At 51.7% G+C, this 19655-nt stretch carries 14 protein-coding genes; 5 read left to right on the top strand and 9 right to left on the bottom strand.

Annotated features, from left to right (window positions below; all coding sequences use genetic code 11):
• The first annotated feature begins 56 nt into the window (after positions 1–56).
• From GM173_RS11170 to GM173_RS11160, 3 genes are all read left to right on the top strand, one after another.
• Positions 57–5717, top strand: a complete 5661-nt coding sequence (locus tag GM173_RS11170; protein WP_203571465.1) for an alpha-2-macroglobulin family protein — start codon at positions 57–59, stop codon at positions 5715–5717.
• Between the two features lie 66 nt (positions 5718–5783).
• Positions 5784–6806 carry a hypothetical protein gene (locus GM173_RS11165; protein ID WP_203571464.1) on the top strand — a complete coding sequence of 341 codons (1023 nt, stop codon included), beginning with the start codon at positions 5784–5786 and terminating at the stop codon, positions 6804–6806.
• Between the two features lie 90 nt (positions 6807–6896).
• Positions 6897–8042, top strand: coding sequence for a tetratricopeptide repeat protein (locus GM173_RS11160; RefSeq protein WP_203571463.1), 1146 nt, complete (start codon positions 6897–6899; stop codon positions 8040–8042).
• A 51-nt stretch (positions 8043–8093) separates the two neighbouring features.
• Here GM173_RS11160 and GM173_RS11155 read toward each other — a convergent pair whose 3' ends face one another.
• The 7 genes from GM173_RS11155 to ald form a co-directional block, all read right to left on the bottom strand.
• On the bottom strand, positions 8094–8891 hold the full coding sequence (locus tag GM173_RS11155; RefSeq protein ID WP_203571462.1) for a helix-turn-helix transcriptional regulator: 798 nt from the start codon (positions 8889–8891) through the stop codon (positions 8094–8096).
• A gap of 135 nt (positions 8892–9026) precedes the next feature.
• Positions 9027–9560 (bottom strand): YbhB/YbcL family Raf kinase inhibitor-like protein, encoded by a 534-nt coding sequence (locus tag GM173_RS11150; RefSeq protein ID WP_203571461.1) that lies wholly within the window; start codon positions 9558–9560, stop codon positions 9027–9029.
• Positions 9561–9692: 132 nt separating this feature from the next.
• Positions 9693–10985 carry an NAD(P)/FAD-dependent oxidoreductase gene (locus GM173_RS11145; protein ID WP_203571460.1) on the bottom strand — a complete coding sequence of 431 codons (1293 nt, stop codon included), beginning with the start codon at positions 10983–10985 and terminating at the stop codon, positions 9693–9695.
• Between the two features lie 343 nt (positions 10986–11328).
• Entirely contained in the window at positions 11329–11766 is a 438-nt protein-coding gene (locus GM173_RS11140) for a nuclear transport factor 2 family protein (RefSeq protein WP_203571459.1), read from the bottom strand.
• Positions 11767–11858: 92 nt separating this feature from the next.
• On the bottom strand, positions 11859–13187 hold the full coding sequence (locus GM173_RS11135) for a glutamine synthetase family protein (protein ID WP_203571458.1): 1329 nt from the start codon (positions 13185–13187) through the stop codon (positions 11859–11861).
• Positions 13188–13190: 3 nt separating this feature from the next.
• Positions 13191–13940: a gamma-glutamyl-gamma-aminobutyrate hydrolase family protein gene (locus GM173_RS11130; RefSeq protein WP_203571457.1), complete on the bottom strand. Its 750-nt coding sequence runs from the start codon at positions 13938–13940 to the stop codon at positions 13191–13193.
• A gap of 38 nt (positions 13941–13978) precedes the next feature.
• Entirely contained in the window at positions 13979–15091 is a 1113-nt protein-coding gene (gene ald, locus GM173_RS11125) for an alanine dehydrogenase (RefSeq protein WP_203571456.1), read from the bottom strand.
• Between the two features lie 174 nt (positions 15092–15265).
• Here ald and GM173_RS11120 point away from each other — a divergent pair, with 174 nt between their 5' ends.
• Complete coding sequence (locus GM173_RS11120; protein WP_203571455.1) at positions 15266–16744, top strand: aldehyde dehydrogenase; 1479 nt, start codon at positions 15266–15268, stop codon at positions 16742–16744.
• Between the two features lie 102 nt (positions 16745–16846).
• Here GM173_RS11120 and GM173_RS11115 read toward each other — a convergent pair whose 3' ends face one another.
• On the bottom strand, positions 16847–17656 hold the full coding sequence (locus tag GM173_RS11115; protein ID WP_203571454.1) for a carbohydrate ABC transporter permease: 810 nt from the start codon (positions 17654–17656) through the stop codon (positions 16847–16849).
• 98 nt (positions 17657–17754) lie between these two features.
• Positions 17755–18642 (bottom strand): carbohydrate ABC transporter permease, encoded by an 888-nt coding sequence (locus GM173_RS11110; protein ID WP_203571453.1) that lies wholly within the window; start codon positions 18640–18642, stop codon positions 17755–17757.
• Positions 18643–18754: 112 nt separating this feature from the next.
• Here GM173_RS11110 and GM173_RS11105 point away from each other — a divergent pair, with 112 nt between their 5' ends.
• The gene (locus GM173_RS11105) at positions 18755–19609 is read left to right on the top strand and encodes a polysaccharide deacetylase family protein (protein ID WP_203571452.1); all 855 of its coding nucleotides are present in this window, start codon (positions 18755–18757) and stop codon (positions 19607–19609) included.
• Positions 19610–19655 lie beyond the last annotated feature (46 nt).

The following is a 19655-nucleotide window of genomic DNA, read 5'->3' as shown; positions in this document are numbered from 1 at the left end:
CTTTCTGCTAGCTTGGAGTAAATTGTCGGTATTACGCTTTTTCTAGGTTTACCGCCATGTCGCTTCGTTCTTTATCACTCGCTTTGCTATTTGCAATTCCGACTGCGGCGAGTTTCGCTGCGAGCATCACCCAATTTTCCCCACAAAACGAAGTCGCCAAAGTGCAGCAAGTGCGTGCGACGTTCTCTTCGCCAATCATCAAGTTTGGCGACTTATCTGCGCCTGCACCATTTGATGTGGTTTGCCCAGTCAAGGGTAATGCGCGCTGGCTGGATGATAAATCGTGGGTGATGGATTTCTCCGGCGAAATACCAGCCGCGACGCAATGCAGTTTTAAGGTCAAGGCAGGGCTTAAAGCGCAAAATGGTGAGGCGATTACCGGTAAGACGCAATTTAGTTTTCATACTGGCGCGCCTATTATCACACGCTCGTGGCCAGACAATGGCACAGGCGTGAGTGATGACGAATATGCCAGCAGTGGCGGCATCGCTGAGGATCAAGCCTTTGTCTTGCAATACAACGGCGCAGCGCCCGCGACCAGCCAGCATTTATTTTGCCAAGTGGCAGGCCAAGCCGAACGTTTGCCGATGAAGCGGCTCAGTGGCGACGATAAAGCTACTCTGTTAAAGCATTTTAATTTGCAAAAAATCGCCTCGCAAATCGATGTCGTACAGTGCGCCCAGCGTTTGCCTGCCAATTCCAAGGTCGTACTGATTAATTCCCGCCCTGGTAGTCGTGATCCGCAATTACTTAATTTCAAAGTCGAACCAGAATTTACTGCTCATTTTTCGTGCGAGCGTCAAAATGCCGCATCTGGATGTATTCCTTTCAAAGACTTTAGAATCAATTTCTCTAGGTCTATACCCCGTAGTTTGGCTGAGAAAATTATTCTGAAATCGGCCAGCGGCGAAGCCAAACCTTACTTTAGTCAGGACGAAAGCAGCGGCATTGTCGAGCAGGTTCGCTTCAAAGGCCCATTTACCGCCGAGGCTGAATTTGAAATCAAATTACCGAGCGAGCTCAGCAAACAGCTCAAAAATGGCAATGCGTTTCCGCTCAAAATCAAAACCGCCGATTACCCGCCCTTAGCTAAATTCTCCGCTGCGCCATTTGGCATTTTGGAGCTTAATGCCGATCCCGCATTACCCGTCACCTTGCGGCATATTGAAGCCGATATGCCGATTAAATCCGCCAAAATCGGCGGCAGCTCGCTGAGCTTAAAAGACGATCAGGCGATGATGGCATGGTTGGCCAAAATTGAGAATTACCATGAAAGTACGGTACAAGTTCAAGGCAAAGACGTGCAAACTCGTCGCCTTAGCTTATTAAAAAATGAAAAATCGGCGGTCAATTTAAGCTTGCCCGGTGCGCCCGATGCGAAGGGCAAATGGCCGTTTGAAGTCGTTGGCATTCCACTGAAAACGCCGGGCTTGCATATCGTCGAGCTCGAATCGCGCGTGCTTGGCAAAGCACTGCTCGATAGCAATAAACCGATGTATGTGCGCACCGCTGCGCTGGTGACAAATTTAGCGGTGCATTTTAAGCACAGCAAAGAAAACGCCGCGGTGTGGGTAACGACGCTCGATACCGCCAAGCCCGTCGCGGACGCCAAAATCGCCGTGTATAACTGCGCGGCAGAGTTGTTGTGGCAAGGGAAAACCGGTGCGAACGGCGCGGTGCTGATTCCTCAGTTTCTAAAAGAGAAATCCTGCAACGGTCAACGCAATTTGTCTGGCTTTTTTATTACCGCCCGCAAAATTGATACCAAAGGCGTTGAAGACGTCTCGTTTGCCCGTTCAACCTGGAATCAGGGCATCGAAGCGTGGCGCTTCCCAGTGCAAACAATGTACGGCGATCAGCCAGAATTACGTGCACATACGGTGTTTGATCGTACCTTGTTCCGTGCAGGCGAAACGGTGTCGATGAAACATGTCATTCGCGTTGAAAATTCGCGCGGTTTTGCCATGCCTTCTGCAGAACAATTACCCAAGGAAATTCGCATTACGCATGATGGTAGCGGCCAGGAGTTTAAATTTCCGCTGACATGGCGCAATGGGCGCTATGCCGAGTCGACGTTTGCAATTCCAGAAAAAGCCAAACTCGGCGCGTATTCGGTGTCACTACATCGGGCGGATCGCACTTTATACAGCGGTAATTTCCGCGTTGAAGAATTCCGTCTCCCGGTGATGCGCGGGCAAATCAGTTTTGATAACAAAGCCACGATTGCACCGCAAGCTTTAGCGTTGTCGCTGGCGATGAGCTATGGCAATGGCGGTGCGGCCAAAGCCTTGCCGGTGAGTGTCAGTGCGATGCTGCGTGAGCGTTACGGTCGCCCAGAAGGCTTTGATGGTTTTAGTTTTAACGCGCCAGAATCGCTGCGCGATGCAAAAACACCATCGCTCGATGGCAAAGTGGTGCTTAATAAAGCTGCCGTGGTGCTCGATGGCAATGGCGCAGCCAAGGTCAATATCGCCAATCTACCCGCCATCAGCAAACCGACTGATTTAGTCGCCGAAGCCACCTACACCGACCCCAATGGTGAAGTGCAAACGATTTCCCGCACCGTGACGCTGTGGCCAGCCGCAGTGCAAATCGGCGTGCAAGTCGAGGATTGGGCTTCCGTTGGTAAAACCGTCGCGATGAAAGCGGTGGTGGTCGATACTAATAACAAGCCCGTTGCTGGCCGCGAAGTGAAGGTGAGTGCGGTGCGGCATAGCTATTTATCGACGCGCAAGCGTTTGGTTGGCGGTTTTTATGCCTATGAAAGCGAAGAAAAAACCGAAGACTTGGGCGAGGTCTGCAGTGGGAAAAGCGACGCGCGCGGCTTGGTGTTTTGCGAGCTTGAGCTGAAAGACGAAGGCCGCATTGAGCTGATCGCGCAAACCAGCGACGCGGATAAACGCAAAGTGAGTGCCGCGCAAACGGTGTGGGTGAGCCGCCAAAATGAAATGTGGTTTGACGGCGAAAACAACGATCGCATCGACGTGGTGCCAGAAAAACCAAGCTACCAGCCGGGTGAAACGGCGACGTTCCAAGTGCGCATGCCATTTAGAACTGCCACCGCATGGGTCGCGATTGAGCGTGAAGGCGTGATTGAAACCAAGGTGATTCAATTATCGGGTAAAAATCCGACGTTTGAGCTGCCGATTGCTTCGAGCTGGGCGCCGAATGTGTATGTGTCGGTGCTGGTGGTGCGCGGTCGGGTGCGCGATGTACCGTGGTATTCCTTCTTTACTTGGGGCTGGAAAGCGCCAAGCGAGTGGTGGGATGCGTATTGGAATGAAGGCGGCGACTTCCAAGCGCCAACGGCGATGGTCGATTTATCCAAACCCGCCTTTAAATACGGCCTTGCACAAATTAAAGTCGGCGAAGCCGCGCATAAATTGCAAGTGAGCGTGACCGCGGATAAGCCGGTGTACAGTATTCGCAAAACGGCGCAAGTCAAAGTGCAAGTCAAACTTCCGAATGGCAAACCCGCGCCCGCAGGGACAGAGGTGATGTTTGCCGCTGTAGACGAATCGCTGCTTGAGCTGCAGCCCAATACCTCATGGGATTTGTTGGGTGCAATGTTGCAGCAACGCGCTTATGGCGTGGAAACCGCCACCGCGCAGCAAGAAGTAATCGGCAAACGCCATTTTGGTCGCAAAGCCTTGCCGCCCGGTGGTGGCGGCGGCGTAGCGCCAACGCGTGAATTGCTCGATACGCTGTTGGTGTGGCAACCCAAACTCGTGCTCGATGCCAACGGCAGTGCCACGATTGCGGTGCCGCTGAATGATGCCTTGACCAAGTTTAAACTGGTCGCCATCGCCGAAGTGGGCACGGGGCAATTTGGCACGGGCAGCACGTCAATTGCGGTGACGCAAGACTTGCAACTCACCGCTGGCCTGCCGCCATTGGTGCGCGAAGGCGATCAATTCGCCGCGATGGTGACTGTGCGTAATGGCAGCAGCCGCGCAATGAAAGTGGCGGTGAGCGCGCAAGCGGTTGGCTTGAGTTTAAATCCGCAAACGCTCGACATCGGCGCGGGTGAAGCGCGTGAAGTGAACTGGCCGGTGACGGTGCCGCTGGGCGTCAGCAAGCTCGATTGGGTCATTTCCGCCACCGAGCAGGGCGGTGAAAAAGCGCTTGATAAACTGGCGCACAACCAGCAAGTCGAGCCCGCGATTCCGGTCACGGTGCAGCAAGCCTCGTTGCGTCGCCTTGATACGCCAGTGACGATGCCCGTCGCGCTGCCACCGAATGCACAAGCGGGGCGTGGCGGTATCAATCTGCAATTTCAAGCCAAACTGACCCGCGATATGCCTGCCGTGCGCGAGTGGTTCTTGAAATATCCCTATGTGTGCTTAGAGCAAAAAACCTCGGTCGCAATGGGTCTGCAAGACAAAACCCGTTGGGACAAAATCATGCAGGAATTGCCGCTGTATCTCGATTCCGATGGTTTGGCGATGTATTACCCGCCGCGCGAGGGTAGCGGCGCGAAGGGCTACGATTCCTTAACCGCCTATATGTTGAGCGCGGCGCACGAAGCGGGCTACGCGATTCCCGATGCCTCGCGCGATGCGATGCTCAAAGGCTTAACGCAATTTGTTGAAGGCCGAATCAAACGCGATTTCTGGTCACCGCGCCCAGATCTGGATGCGCGTTACCTCGCTGCATTTGATGCGCTAGCGCGTTATGGCCGTTTTGCGCCGCGCCAATTGGCGGTGCTCAATATCCAGCCGCAAACCTGGACAACGGCGATGCTGATTGATTGGTTGTCGTTATTGCAACGCGCCCCGACCTTGCCAGATCGAGCAGTGCGTTTGGCAGAAGCCGAGCAAATCCTGCGTGGCCGCCTCACTTACCAAGGCACGCGCATGGTGTTCTCGACGGAACGCGACGATTATTGGTGGTGGCTGATGAATAACGGCGACGTCAACGCGGCGCGCCTGATTTTGGCGGTGCGCGAGTTGCCAACGTGGAAAGACGATGTGCCGAAAATGCTGACCGGGCTATTAGGCCGTCAGCAGCGCGGCGTGTGGTGGACGACCAATGCCAATGTCTGGGGTACGCTCGCTGTGGCCTCTTTCAGCAAGCAGTTCGAGGCAATACCCGTAACAGGACAAGCGAAAGCGACCTTGGGCGAGGTGAACAAATCGGCAGTGTGGGGAACGGCAGACCCTGCGCCCGTCATGTTGCCGTGGCCAGTGACGAATATGAAGACGACGAACTTGAGCGTCACGCAACAAGGCAGCGGCGCGCCGTGGGTGACGGTGCAAGCCCTCGCCGCCGTCGCGCTCAAAGCACCGCAAGTCGCGGGCTACAGCATCAAAAAAACGCTAACGCCAGTCGAGCCAAAAGTCGCAGGCCAATACAGCCGCGGCGACGTGGTGCGCGTGACGCTGGAAATCGACGCGCAAGCGGACATGACGCAAGTCGTCGTCGACGACCCGATCCCCGCTGGCGCAACGATTTTAGGCAATGGCTTAGGGCGCGATTCAGCAATCGCCACGCAAGGCGAAAAACGCGAAGGCTGGGCGTGGCCTGACTTTGAAGAGCGCCGCTTCGCCGGCTACCGCGCCTATTACAGCCACGTGCCACGCGGCAAATTCAGCGTTGAATACACGGTGCGCCTGAATAACGCAGGCACCTTCCAACTACCGCCAAGCCGAGTCGAAGCAATGTACGCGCCTGATGTGTTTGGTGCTGCGCCCAATGCGGCGATGGTGGTGAAGTGATTGAAATCTGTGGGGGCATGGCTGGAAACCTATGTCCCCTCTTTTTAAATACGAATGGATACATCAATGAGTCAGACGTTTTCTTTGACCCTTACAGGCAATTTTTTACCGGGGATTGAGCCGGCTACCGCCACGCAATTATTGGCGCAGTTATTGAAATTGAATGATCAAAAAACCGCGGATTTACTGGCAAAAGCACCAACCGTGATCAAAAAAGAGTTGCCGCACGCCCAGTTAGAACAATACATCGGCTTATTCAATAAAGTGGGCGTTGAAGTGCGTGCTGAGTTGAACTTGCCGAATCCAAATTCCACAACGCAGCCAGCATCCAGCGTAGCAGTAAATTTGCAACAGCCCGTGGCTAGCGTTGAATTGATGAGCTGCCCGAGTTGTGGTTATCAACAGCCCAAGCGCACTTTGTGTGTGGCTTGTGGTTGCGATATGCCACGCCGTTTGGCTGCACAGCAGCAAGAAGTACTCGAAAAAAACCAAGCGATTATCGATGCACGGCGCGAGTTGAGAAATCAGCCGTTCATGCCAGCGAGTGAAGCGCGTGAGTCTATCTTAAACCGTGTTGGGCCGCTTAAATTGGGGCTGTTTGCTTTGATGCTTGTTGCAGGTGGATGGTGGTTTTTTGTGGGTGGCAAACAAATCAGCGAAGAGCAAGTTCATCAGTTTTATGCTGATTATGAAGCGGCCACTTTAAGTAGAAATCCAGAGAAACTATGTGCCTTCTTGGCCGAAGATTTTAAAAGCAGTGCTCAGATTAGTTTGGGTGGCCTTGCCAGTGCTGAAGGCGAGGGAAATAAAGCGGAAACCTGCAGCGGGATGAAAGAGCTTTATACAACCTTCGAAACCTTAGGTGAAAAAATGGGCGGTATATTGCAGCTCGATTCCAGCTATGAAATTCACAGCATCAAAATTGCAGCCGACAAAAAGAGCGCCGAAGTTGAAATCAGCTCGAGTTTGGATGTCGCGGGTTCAATTATGAATATCAAATCCAAAACGACGGATACCTTGATTCGACGCAATGGCAAGGTATTGCTACTGCGTAGCAAAGGCCAAGGTAGTATCGGCGCTGGTGGGTGATTTTTAGTGGGTATGCTTCTATACGCATTTTATATCAATGGTTTTATTGATATAGGTGCGTTTTATTAATTAAAAATTGGTTTCAAAACGATGCTGATTCGATTTTCTGTGTATGTACTGTTATTGATGACTGCAGCGGCGGCATTGATGGCCAATCAAGGTCAAGGCTGGAAAAAGGTACAAAGTTTTTATTCATCGACTGCTAATGTGCGCGCTTTAAGCGTTGAGCAGTTACTAAAGCAGGCCAAGCAAAACAATACCGATGCGCAACGTGAATTGTCGTACCGATATGAAGATGGTAACGGCGTTGAAAAAGATTTAAAGCAAGCGTTCGAATGGCAACTCAAGGCGGCGATGGTCGGGGCGGATGATGATCAAGCTCGGATTGCTTGGTTTTATGAAAAAGGCTTGGGTACCGAAGCCGATCCTTTCCAAGCCGCGATGTGGTACAAAAAGTCGGCTGTTCAAGGCAATAAATACGCTCAAAATTTATTGGGCTTGTTGCAAATCAATGGCAATGGAACTGAATTGAATGTGAGTGAGGGCTGCCGGTGGATGGCAAAGTCGGCAGAGCAAGGTTTAGCTGAGGCGCAGCACAATATGGGCTACTTTTATAGCAAAAATGGTCTCTGCGGCGAGAATTTAACTTTGTCACTGCAGCTCTTGGAGAAGTCAGCACAGCAAGGGTATAGCGATGCAGCGTTTCATTTGGGGCGAATTTTGGTGTTAGGCGAAGGCGTACCCGCTAATCCAAAGGATGGCTTGGTTTGGTTAGAAAAAGCACAGCAAAAAAATAATCTAAAAGCGATTGGTTTTTTGGGCTGGATGTATTTGCGTGATAACCGCGGTGTTACACAGGATTTGGGCAAGGCGAAGGGTTTATTGCAAACTGCGGCCGCAGCAAAAGATCCCTATGCATTAACAGGCTTGGGATGGATGTATGCACAAGGCCGAGGTGTAGCGCAAGACCTCGATGAAGCCGAACGTCTGTATACACAGGCGGCAATGCTGGGGCATAGCGAAGCGCAATATCGCTTGGCTAAGTTACTGCTCAATACTCAGCAAACCGGTGCAGCTAAAGATATAGTCAAAGGTTATGCATGGATGACTCTGGCCGCGCAGCAAGATGATCAAGATGCCAAGGATTGGTTACAAGAAAACCCAATTCGCCAAGCCGATATTGAGATTCAGGTCGCGGCGATGGTTAATCGGTGGCGGAAAGGGCAAGCGCTTTAAATGTTTCAGATCTGGTGGCGCCCAATGATCTTTATCAAATGCTTTATCGTTTCACACCACCGTTGCGCGTAATTGCATTGGCTTAGTGCCAAATTGTTGGGCAAAGCGGGCGCTAAAGCGTGAGGCTGAGGCGTAACCGCATTGTTGGGCTATGCTGCCGATCGGTTGTTTGGTGGTTTGAATCATGCCGAGTGCCATATTGAGTCGTACTTGTTCGAGCAATTGCCGAAATGACGTGCCTTCTTTGTCGAGTTGGCGACGCAGTGTCGATGCGCCCACATGCAGTTGCTCGGCCATCGCGTCGACCGTCCAATCTTTGGCGGCGTTCAGCATAATCAGTTGTTGCACACGCGCAGCGAGCGCATCGCTGCGATTGAGCAATAAGCCCGCGCCCAATCCTGCCATCGTCATCGCGAGCAATAAACCTTCTGCACGGTGATGCAGTAATTCGGCTGGCTCTTGGTTGGCGGTGGCGGCGAAAACTTCATCCCAGAGCTTGGCAATGACGGGCGTGGATTTTTGGCATAAGCGCGCCTCGCTTTGCAGTGCGTGGGCGACGGCAGCAGGGTAGCTGGCGCGAAAATGCTCGATCAGCTGTGAATCAAAGATCAAGACCTCGCAAGCGTAGCCCTTGGCATCGGGCACATTGGTCAGCGTTAATTGCATTCCCGCTGGCGCAATAATCAAATCACCGCTGCGCGCGATCTGCGTTTGTTCATTCAAGCAAATGTGTTTTTCGCCCTGCCGAATCCGCATCAGCGTGGGCTGTAGGCAGGCCACTTGGCGCAATTGCTGTGTGGCTTTGGCTAAAATCACCGTTTGCTGAATTTGGCGGGTTTGGACTTGCATTGCGGTTTCCTGCTTGAGGTGTGTTCATCATACGATGAAGTGCAAGGCTGCGTTTGCTTGTCCTGCTAAAGATTCAGCTGTTTGCATGATCAATCGCTTGGATAGCGTCAGCGGCCTTGCGCAATTGGTATGGGTTTACTTCGCCCGCTGATACGTCGCCGTCAACGTTGCTTTGCCTAGCTTGTGTTGGTTGAGCATATAGCCGACCAGCGCGCCGCTGGCATTGGCGTCTAGCGGTAGCTCGGCCACATCCAAGGCCCAGACCGTATGAATATAGCGATGCGCTTTGTCGCCTGCCGGTGGGCAAGCGCCACCGTAAGCTGCTGAGCCGTAATCGGTGCGAGTTTGCACAGCACCAGCTGGGACGCTGCCTGCTTCGATGCTGTTCACGTCAGCAGGAATATTGACCACACCCCAGTGCCACCAGCCACTGCCTGTTGGTGCGTCTGGGTCATACACCGTGATCGCAAAACTCTTAGTGCCTTTGGGCGCATTTTTCCAGCTCAGTTGTGGCGATACATTGCCGCCGGTGCAACCAAATCCGCTAAATTCTTGTTGTTTGCTCATTGGCGCATTGGCTTTGAGGTCGGTGCTGCTGAGTTGAAAATCGGCCGCAAAAGTAGCGTTAGACAGAACAAGGGCGGCGAAGAGGGTAGCTGCAAGTTTCATGATGGGCTCCTGAGTAAGAGTCATCATCATACAAATGATAGCGCAGGGCGTTTGTGCGGGAACGCTCTAGTTTTGGCCTGAAATGCTCATTTACTGCAATTATTTATATTTTTTGAGCTTTTTAGGCTGCAATCAAAAACCCAGTTTATCGCGTAGCGAGTAATACCAAGCCCCGAGTGCTGTGAGCGGTACACGGAAATGTCGCCCGCCGGGGAAGGGTAGGTGCGGTAGTTGGGCAAAGGCATCAAAGCGCTGGGTCTGCCCACGAATCGCTTCGGCTAACAGTCGCCCTGCCAAATGCGTAAAAGTGACGCCGTGGCCGCTGCAGCCTTGTGAGTAGTAAATTGTTTCACCCAAGCGCCCCATTTGCGGCAGGCGCGACAAGGTGAGCGAGAAATTGCCCGTCCATGCAAAATCGATGTTGACGCCCGCCAGTTGCGGGAAGGTCTTGAGCAAATTCGGTAGCAACACGCTTTCGATGTGCGCGGGGTCTTTGGCACCGTAGCTAACGCCGCCGCCGTACAGCAGGCGTTGATCGGTGCTGATGCGGTAATAATCGAGCAGGAAATTGCAGTCTTCGATGCAGTAATCCGATGGAATCAGTTGTTTGGCGAGTTCACCGAGTGGTGCAGTGGCGATGATTTGGCTGCCGCAAGGCATCGTTTTGGCGGCGAGTTCGGGTACTAAATCGTCGATATAGGCGTTGCAGGCGACGATGACAAAATTGCAATTCACCGAACCCGTTGCTGTTTTAACTTGAGGCGTGGTTGTCGATGTCGTTCCACGAACGATTTGCGTCACTGGCGATTGTTCGTAAATAACGCCGCCGAGCGATTCAAATGCGGCGGCTTCGCCGAGCGCGAGATTCAGCGGATGAATGTGGCCAGCGCTGTGATCGAGTAGGCCACCGATATAGACTTCGGTATCAACCGCTAGTCTTATCGCGCTTTGGTCGAGGATTTCTAGCTGGGTATGACCGTAGCGCTCCCAGAGTGCTTTTTGTGCCGCCAGAAGCCCCATTTGTTTATGGGTCAGCGCGGCAAACAGACCGCCATTTTTTAGATCGCACTCTATTTGATATTGGGCGATGCGTTCGCGAATGATGCGATTGCCTTCAAATGCCATCTCGCCCAAGGCTTGCGCTGTCGTCGCGCCGTATTGCCGTGCTATCACATCCATATCGCGCGAGTAGGAGTTGACGATTTGCCCGCCATTGCGCCCCGACGCCCCCCAACCGACCAAGGCGCTTTCTAAAATAGCGACTTTAAAACCCGCCTCGGCTAAATGTAGCCCCGCCGATAAGCCGGTAAACCCTGCGCCGATAATGCAGACATCGACTTGAATATCGTGCTGCAGCGCAGGTCGCGCTGGTTGGGGATGAGCACTGGCGGCGTAATACGATGGGGCATGGGCGGGCTTGGGCATACGAACTCCGAACTGGATTGTTCAAGTACGGTTTATTTCTTTTTCAGTGCCTGCGGCACGTTTTGTTTACAGTCGCACTCCGCGACAGGGACTCACTTTCTTTGCTTCGCCAAAGAAAGTAAGCAAAGAAAGGCGACCCGAGCGCGCATCGGTCCCCGATGCCCTCGATCCGTCGTGAGCCAAACGGTAAAGCAGTTTCTCTCTCCCTCACTCGGTGCGCTTAGACGGGGTTTTTAAGCCCCAGCTTCACGTGCGCGGCACAGCATCAATACCACACTGAAAACGCTCATAAAAGGTATTGCATTGTAGCTATTATAAAATATGCTCTAGCAAGATATACATCCTATTTATTTTTGAGTGGCTTGCTACTTTCCTTCACAATCAGCCATTTTCCGCCTAGGCGTTCCAGTTGCAAGGTTTTCATCACTTGATCTTGGTATTTCGCCGCGGTGTATTTTTGCCGAAACTGAACTTGGGCAAAATCACCATGCAATTCGATCACATTCACTTCGCTGGTTTCGGTCTTGATAAACAGCGGCTCTGATACGCGCTCGGTTCTTTGTTGTTGCCATTGCTCCAAACTGAGTCCATTGGCGGGGATAAACTCGGGCGAGTAAAAACTTAAATATTCGTTAATCGCCTGATTTTGCCAAGCTTGTGCCCAATTTTTTACCATGGCATGAATCGCTTGTTCATTTTTTGAGCGTGGCGCAGTATCGCTGCCCCATGCCGGTGTCAGTATGAATAGCAGGCAGAAGATGTGAAACAGTCGTCGCCTCATTGCGTTGCCCTTGAAAAAAGTGGGCTACTTTGCCAGAAATCAACTCTACTTGCTTGTCATCTGCTGTAATCAATTAAAAATTAAGGCCAAAATTAAACGTGCAACAACAAATGCTTACGCTCCCATGGACTGATGACTTTGACGTATTCCACATATTCGGCTTGCTTCACGGCGCAGTAGGCTTGGATGAATTTTTCACCTAAGACATCGCTAATCGGCTTGCAGTCAGCCAATGCGGTAATTGCGCCCTCTAGGCCGCGCTCGAAAGCAAATGGCAGGCTGTAGGCGTCGCCCGTTAGGGGCTCCGACGGCGATAATTTTTCGAGAATGCCCAAATAACCGCACGCCAAGGTGGCCGCTAAAGCCAAATACGGGTTGCAATCGACGCCGGGAACGCGATTTTCGATACGCCGTGCGGCAGGTGTGGAGTGAGGAACGCGAATGCCACAGGTGCGGTTGTCAAAACCCCATTGCACATTGATCGGCGCGGCGTAATAGCGCGTTAGACGGCGATAGCTGTTCACAAACGGCGCAAACAATGAAATCACCGCCGGAAAGTACTTTTGCATCCCAGCAATCGATTGGTAAAACAACTCGCTGGGCAGCCCATCGTCGTTCGAGAAAATATTTTTCCCTGTGGTTTTATCGACCACGCTCATATGGATATGCATCGCCGAACCCGGCTCGTTTTCCATCGGTTTGGCCATAAAGGTCGCGTACATTTGATGGCGAATCGCCGCTTCGCGCACGGTGCGCTTGAACAGAAAAATTTGATCGGCCAGTTCCAGTGCATTGCCGTGCAAAAAATTGATTTCCATTTGGCAGGCACCGACTTCATGAATCAGCGTATCGATTTGTAGGCCTTGCGCGTCGCAATAGTCGTAAACGTCTTCGAACAAGTCGTCATATTCGTTCACTGCGTCGATTGAATACGCTTTGCGGCCGGTTTCGGGGCGACCGGTTCGGCCCAGCGGTGGTTGCAGCGGTAGGTCTGGGTCGCGGTTGATATCGACGATGTAAAATTCCATTTCTGGGGCGACTACAGGCTCCCAACCGCGATCTTCGTAGAGTTTGAGTACACGGCGTAGCACATAACGCGGCGATAACTCCACCGGAGAACCGTCAAAATGAAAGCAATCGTGGATGACCTGCGCGACCGGATCTTTTGCCCATGGCACCAAGCGTATCGTGTTGGGGTCGGGAATCAGCACCATATCGGGGTCGGTGGCTGGGGTGATGTCTTCGGCATATTCACCGGTGACCGTTTGCACCAACACTACCTGCGGTAAACGCATGCCTTCGTCTTCGTTGAACTTTTCGCGCGGTACGATTTTCCCGCGCGCAATGCCTGTGAAATCAGGGGTGACGCATTCCACTTCGGTAATTCTGCGCTCGCGCAGCCATTCGCTAATCAGGCTCATGATTTATCCTTGAGTACGCTGTTGATGGTGCGCCAAGCACGCCGCGCCAAAGGCGTTAAAAATTGCGATCGATAAGGGGTTATCTTGGAATTGCCATTCTGGATGCCACTGCACGGCCAAATTAAACGCAGGCGCATCGGCAACGCGAAAGGCTTCGATTAGGCCATCGGGCGCGGTTGCTTCACTGATCAATCCAGTGGCGAGCTGATTCACGCCTTGCTGATGCAAGGAATTCACCCATGCACGATCTTGACCGTAGAGTTGGCGCAATAGGCCATCGGGGTTCAGTGTGATTTCGTGTGCTGGCCCGTACATCTTTGCGATATCACCTTCAGGTTCGCGGTGGTCGAGCATATTGGGTAGGGTTTGGATTTGTTGGTGCAAGGTGCCGCCGAAAGCGACATTCATTTCCTGCGCGCCACGGCACAAACCCAGCACCGGAATACCTGCGGCAATCGCCGCCCGCATCAGCGGCAAAGTCGTGGCATCGCGCTCAGCATCGTTAAAATCGTCGGGCAAAGTCGGTGAGCCATAATGATGCGGTTCAATATTGCTTTGGCTGCCTGTGAATAATAGCCCATCGACTTGCGCCAAGATGTGCTCGCTATGAATAGCGCCGAGTGCAGGAATGAGCAGCGGAAGCCCGCCTGCGCCCACCACCGCGGCGATGTATTTTTCGCCAACCAGATGATAGAAATGTCCGCTTTCTAGCTTCCAGCGGCAGCAGGGGATACCTATGGTGGGTAATGACATGCAGCGCTCTCTTTGTAATGCTTAGCGATAAATACGCCTTATAGCAACAATTCAGCTGGCGTGTAATCTAGCTCTAAATCACGCGCCACCGCCGCGTAGGCGACTTTGCCTTGGCAAATGTTCAGGCCATTGCGTAAATGAATATCGTCATTGAGTGCGCGTTGCCAGCCTTTGTTGGCAATCGCCAGCACAAAGGGCATAGTGGCATTGGTCAGTGCCAGCGTTGCGGTACGGGCTACGCCGCCGGGCATATTGGCGACGCAATAATGGATGATGTTGTCGACCACATAGGTTGGCGATTCGTGCGTCGTCGGGTGTGAGGTTTCAAAGCAGCCACCTTGATCAATCGCCACGTCGACCAAGACCGAACCGGGCTTCATCAGCTTGAGCATTTGTTTTGAAACTAATTTGGGTGCTGCTGCGCCCGGAATCAGCACCGCGCCGATGACCAAATCGGCGCTGGCGAGCGCGACTTCAATGGCGTCGGTGGTGGAATACAGCGTGGTCAGTTGCGGGCCAAATTGCGTGTCGATTTCTTTAAGGCGATTCAGTGACACATCAAAAATCGATACCTTCGCACCCAAGCCCATCGCCATCCGCGCGGCATTGATCCCCACCACGCCGCCACCGAGTACCACCACATTGGCAGGCGCAACGCCCGGTACGCCGCTGAGTAAAATCCCTGCCCCACCTTGGGCTTTTTCGAGGCAATGCGCGCCCGCTTGAATCGACATCCGGCCTGCCACTTCCGACATCGGCGCGAGTAGCGGCAAGCCACCACGGCCATCGGTGACCGTCTCATATGCAATCGCGATGCAATCGCTCTTGATCAGGCCTTGCGTTTGTTCTGGGTCGGGAGCGAGGTGCAGATAGGTAAACAGGATTTGCCCTGCGCGTAACATGGCAATTTCGCAGGCTTGTGGCTCTTTCACTTTCACAATCATGTCGGCGCGGGCAAAGATTTCTTCGGCGGAATCAACGATTTGTGCGCCAGCGCCAATATAGTGATGGGCGCTAAAACCGATTTCATCTCCGGCATATCTTTGGATCATGACGGTGTGGCCTTGCTTGACTAATTCTTTGACGCCACTGGGCGTTAAGCCAACGCGGTATTCGTGATTTTTGATTTCTTTTGGTACGCCGATCAACATTTGCATCACCTTTGTGGGGCTATTTACACCAAGTTTGGTAGGGTGATTTGAGTGTAGATAGCGGATTTGCCTTTTCCAAGGTGGGTTTGCCCTAATGATGTCTACCGTGCCTGCGCATCGTTTTGGACTATGCTAAATGCAGTTTATTGGCGTTCAAAATTACGAGAGCAGATCATGACAGCGCAAATTGATTGGCATTCCCGAGCAGCAATTGAGCAATTTGAAGGCAGAGCATTTATCAACGGCGCTTATTGCGCGGCGGCCAGTGGTAAAACGTTTGCAACGGTCAATCCCGCCACGCGCAGTGTTTTGTGTTCAATTGCCGACTGTGGAGAGTTTGAAGTGAATGCAGCAGTGCATGCGGCGCGTGTGGCATTTGATGATGGGCGTTGGGCTGAGCTTGCGCCCGTTGCGCGCAAGAGCATCATGTTGCGTTTTGCTGCGCTGATTCGCGAGCATGCCGATGAGTTGGCCTTGCTTGAAACACTGGATACCGGCAAACCGATTGCGGATTCATTGGCGGTCGATATTGCGGGCAGCGCGTATTGCATTCAGTGGTACGCCGAGGCAATTGATAAAGTCGGTGGGGAAATTGCGCCACTGGCAGGCAATCTAGTGGGTATGGTCACGCGTGAACCGATTGGCGTGGTCGCCGCAGTAGTACCTTGGAATTTTCCGCTATTGATGGCCAGTTGGAAAATCGCGCCAGCGCTGGCGGCGGGTAATTCGGTGATTTTGAAACCGTCCGAAAAATCGCCGCTAACGGCAATTCGGATTGCGGCTTTGGCCAAGCAAGCCGGCATTCCCGATGGCGTGTTGCAAGTGCTGCCCGGTGCTGGCACAACTGGGCGCTTATTGGCAGAGCATCACGATGTGGATTGCATTGCATTTACGGGATCGACGGCGGTGGGCAAATTGATCTCACAGGCCGCAGCACAATCGAATTTAAAGCGGGTTTGGCTGGAGTTAGGCGGTAAATCGCCGAATATCATTTTGGCTGATTGCCCTGACATCACCGCCGCCGCAAACGCCGCAGCGGGCGGTATTTTTTATAATCAGGGCGAAATGTGCTCGGCAGGTTCGCGGGTCTTGGTGCAGCGAGCAATTTATCCGCAATTTATCGCTGCATTGCAAACCGCAGCACAAGTTTACACACCGGGCGATCCGCTCGATCCTGCGACGCGGATGGGCGCGATTGTCGATCAAATTCAGTATGACAAGGTACTGGCCTACATCGAAGCAGGCAAGGCCGAGGCCGATCATCTTCGCGGCGGCGATGCGGTGATGACTGAAACGGGGTTGTTTATTACGCCGGCTATTTTCAAAACAGCGCCTGATACCACCATTGCCCGTGAAGAGATTTTTGGCCCCGTGTGTAGCGTGATTGTGTTTGATACACCCGATGAAGCCATTCAAATTGCCAACAATAGCGAATACGGCTTGGCCGCCGCAGTCTGGACGTCAAATCTCAGCACCGCGCACACGATGGCAAAAAAACTGCGTGCCGGCACGGTGTGGGTCAATTGCTATGACGAAGGCGGCGATATGAATCTGCCGTTTGGCGGCTACAAGCAATCGGGCAATGGCCGCGATAAATCTTTGCACGCGCTAGAAAAATACACAGAATTGAAAACAACATTGATTAAGTTATAAATGAATAGATAAATAATTGTATGTATTTGAATCTATCCATTGATATAAAAGGGCTATAGTCAAATACCTAATTGCTCCATGGTTTTTGATCTGTCCTAATAATTAGGTTGGATCCGTCTGCGTGCCGCCCAAAAAGAAGCGTTGCCCCAGTGATAAGCAGAGCAAAACGGGAATAATTGCCAGCATCGTCGTTGCTAGAACTAAATTGCTGATGCTAGATAGCGGGCCAGTCAGCATATTAAAGACGCTGACGGTTACGGGTTGTTTGGCTGCTTCTTTGAGCACCAGCGCAGGCCATAGATAATCGTTCCATGCCAACACCGTCGTCATAATCGCCAATGCCGTAATCGCTGGATAGGATTGCGGAATGGCGATGTGCCAGAGCAATTGCCATTCTTTCGCGCCATCCACGCGTGCGGCATCAAATGTTTCTTTGGGTAATTGCTCAAAATATTGCTTCAGTAAAAATACGCCCAGCGCACTGGCAATATTGGGCAGCATCGCTGCAGCATAAGTATTGAGTAATTTCATGCTACCGAGCGTGAGGTAGTTGGGCACAATGCTAATCTCACTGGGGATCATGATGGTGGCGAGTAGAATAATAAAAATCACGTTGCGGCCATAAAACTCCATTTGCGCGAATGCAAATGCGGCTGGAATACTCAGCATCAGCGTCAATATCACCGTGATACTGCTTAAAATCGCCGAATTATTCAGGTAGTTCAGTAGTGGAAAATCAGTAAATGCGCGTTCAAACCAATGCAATGTCAATTCGTCCGGCCAGAGTGCCGACCCAAGCAGGCTAAAATCACCTTCGGCAGCATTAAATGCCGCATCGGCTAGATGCACCACGGCCGAGGGGTCTTTGGCGATACCCACTGATAGCGCCCACAAAAACGGAAGCATCATCATAAATACACCAAGCGTGAGCAGCACGTAGCGCAAGGCCAAAGCAAGCAGGCTCTGCGGTGTTTTTGAGTGCGGGCGGTGTGTGCGTATTGTCGATTGAATTAGCATCCTTTACCCCACACGCCGTCTTCGCCCAGAAATTTCAACAGGATGGCGGCAATCATTAAACACAGCGCCAAAATGACGGTACTCGCTGCTGCCGCGATACCAAAAGTGCTGCCCGTGAACGCCGTGTAGTAAACAAACAGCAGCATCGTCAAAGTGCCGTAGCCGCCGCCCGTTAAGACCAACACTTCAACTAAGACTTTGAGTGCGCCGATGGTGGCCAGCAGGCTGCACAATAAAATAATCGGTCGCAGCGTAGGCAAGGTGACGTGCCAAAACGAATCCCATGCGTTGGCACCATCGAGTTTGGCTGCATCTAATAAATCCTGTGGTACGCGCTGCAAGCCAATTAAATACAGCACCATGTAGTAACCGATATTCTTCCAAATAAAAAATAACATCACGGAATACAAAGCGACATTCGAATCGGTCACCCAGCCGATATTTCGGCCATCGGGTAATAAGTCGAACGCACTGAGTAGGCCATTCAAAATGCCTTGGTAAGCAAAAAAATAATTCCAGACAATGCCGGTAATGGGAATCGCAATAATTACGGGGTAATAAAAGCCAGCACGAAAGAAAGTAATGCCCGGAATCGTTCGAAATAACAGCAGTGCGATACCGAGTGCACCGATTTGCAGGATGGGAACGGTGATTAAGAATAAGAGCGAGTTTTTGAAGCTTTCTGCAAAATAGCGGTTGTCGATGAGCTCAATATAATTGGCGAAACTATTCCAAACCGTCACCCTGCTGGCAATGAAGTAATCCATAAACGACAGGTAGAAGTTAAATAGTAAGGGCCACAGGTTAAACAGCAGAAACGGCAAGGCAAAAGGCAGAATAAATAAATACGCTGTATAGGATTTAACGCCGGGCTTTGCCATAAATTTGCCTTTGCGCATGATTCAAATGAATTTGAATCAGTTATTGATGTTCACTTAAGGCGATTGTAATTATCATACAATGAAATCGATTCTACACGGATGGTCGTTGGAAATGAAAAAACGATTACTGTATGTTGCGAGTGCATTATTGCTGCTGTTACTGGCGTGGAATTTGCGTGATTGGTGGCCGATCTCGCCGCCTGCTGCAAGTGCTGTAAATGCCAGCCAAGTTAAAACCGTACAAAGCGTACGCACGGCATTTTTACCCAATTGGGATCAAGTGCCGTTAGAAGAAATGGCAAGGCAAGCTAAAAAATATCCACAGCAATTAGTATTAGAAGGTGCTACGCATCGGCGCTGGGTTGCCTTAACGTTTGATGATGGCCCTAGCGAATATACGCGCGGATTGTTGGCGATTTTAAAGCGCGAGCAAGTGCCCGCGACGTTTTATATGACCGCCCAATCCATGAATGGTCGTGAAGATATTGTTAAAGAAGTGTGGCAAGCGGGCCATGAATTAGGTAATCATTCATTTAATCATCCGTATTTATCTGGGCTGGAAGAGCGTTATTGGGAATATCAAATTGGCCCAACGCAGGAAGTTTTTCGCAAAATAGTTGGCTTTGCGCCCAATACAATGCGTCCGCCCTATGGTGAAATTACGGATGCGCAAATTGAAGATTTAGCCAAACGCGGGATTAAAGTGGTTTTATGGTCGATTGATAGCCAAGATTGGAATCGAAATCGGATGCTATTTGGTGCAAATAAAATCGCGCGGGCGGTTCAGAATACGGCGCATGAAGAGGCGATTGTCTTAATGCACGATGGTGGCGGGCGAAGGGAAAAAACCTTAGCTGCGGTGGAGGCGTTGATTCCTTGGTTTAAAGCAGGCGGTTATCAATTCGTTACGGTCAGCCAGATGCTGGGATTGCCTGCTCAGCCCAGATATAGTTCAGCGCAGAAGTAAATCTCATAATATGGTGCAATGTATTGCTCTGTAGTCATTGTTAATA

Origin of the sequence: Deefgea chitinilytica (assembly GCF_016881405.1) — a bacterium.
Lineage (GTDB): Bacteria > Pseudomonadota > Gammaproteobacteria > Burkholderiales > Chitinibacteraceae > Deefgea > Deefgea chitinilytica.
This window is presented reverse-complemented; position numbering and strand designations above follow the sequence as displayed.

Coding starts and splice junctions, on each gene's coding strand:
- GM173_RS11170 (WP_203571465.1), top strand. CDS start 57: ATGTCGCTTCGTTCTTTATCACTCGCTTTGCTATTTGCAATTCCGACT.
- GM173_RS11165 (WP_203571464.1), top strand. CDS start 5,784: ATGAGTCAGACGTTTTCTTTGACCCTTACAGGCAATTTTTTACCGGGG.
- GM173_RS11160 (WP_203571463.1), top strand. CDS start 6,897: ATGCTGATTCGATTTTCTGTGTATGTACTGTTATTGATGACTGCAGCG.
- GM173_RS11155 (WP_203571462.1), bottom strand. CDS start 8,891: ATGCAAGTCCAAACCCGCCAAATTCAGCAAACGGTGATTTTAGCCAAA.
- GM173_RS11150 (WP_203571461.1), bottom strand. CDS start 9,560: ATGAAACTTGCAGCTACCCTCTTCGCCGCCCTTGTTCTGTCTAACGCT.
- GM173_RS11145 (WP_203571460.1), bottom strand. CDS start 10,985: ATGCCCAAGCCCGCCCATGCCCCATCGTATTACGCCGCCAGTGCTCAT.
- GM173_RS11140 (WP_203571459.1), bottom strand. CDS start 11,766: ATGAGGCGACGACTGTTTCACATCTTCTGCCTGCTATTCATACTGACA.
- GM173_RS11135 (WP_203571458.1), bottom strand. CDS start 13,187: ATGAGCCTGATTAGCGAATGGCTGCGCGAGCGCAGAATTACCGAAGTG.
- GM173_RS11130 (WP_203571457.1), bottom strand. CDS start 13,940: ATGTCATTACCCACCATAGGTATCCCCTGCTGCCGCTGGAAGCTAGAA.
- ald (WP_203571456.1), bottom strand. CDS start 15,091: ATGTTGATCGGCGTACCAAAAGAAATCAAAAATCACGAATACCGCGTT.
- GM173_RS11120 (WP_203571455.1), top strand. CDS start 15,266: ATGACAGCGCAAATTGATTGGCATTCCCGAGCAGCAATTGAGCAATTT.
- GM173_RS11115 (WP_203571454.1), bottom strand. CDS start 17,656: ATGATGATGCTTCCGTTTTTGTGGGCGCTATCAGTGGGTATCGCCAAA.
- GM173_RS11110 (WP_203571453.1), bottom strand. CDS start 18,642: ATGGCAAAGCCCGGCGTTAAATCCTATACAGCGTATTTATTTATTCTG.
- GM173_RS11105 (WP_203571452.1), top strand. CDS start 18,755: ATGAAAAAACGATTACTGTATGTTGCGAGTGCATTATTGCTGCTGTTA.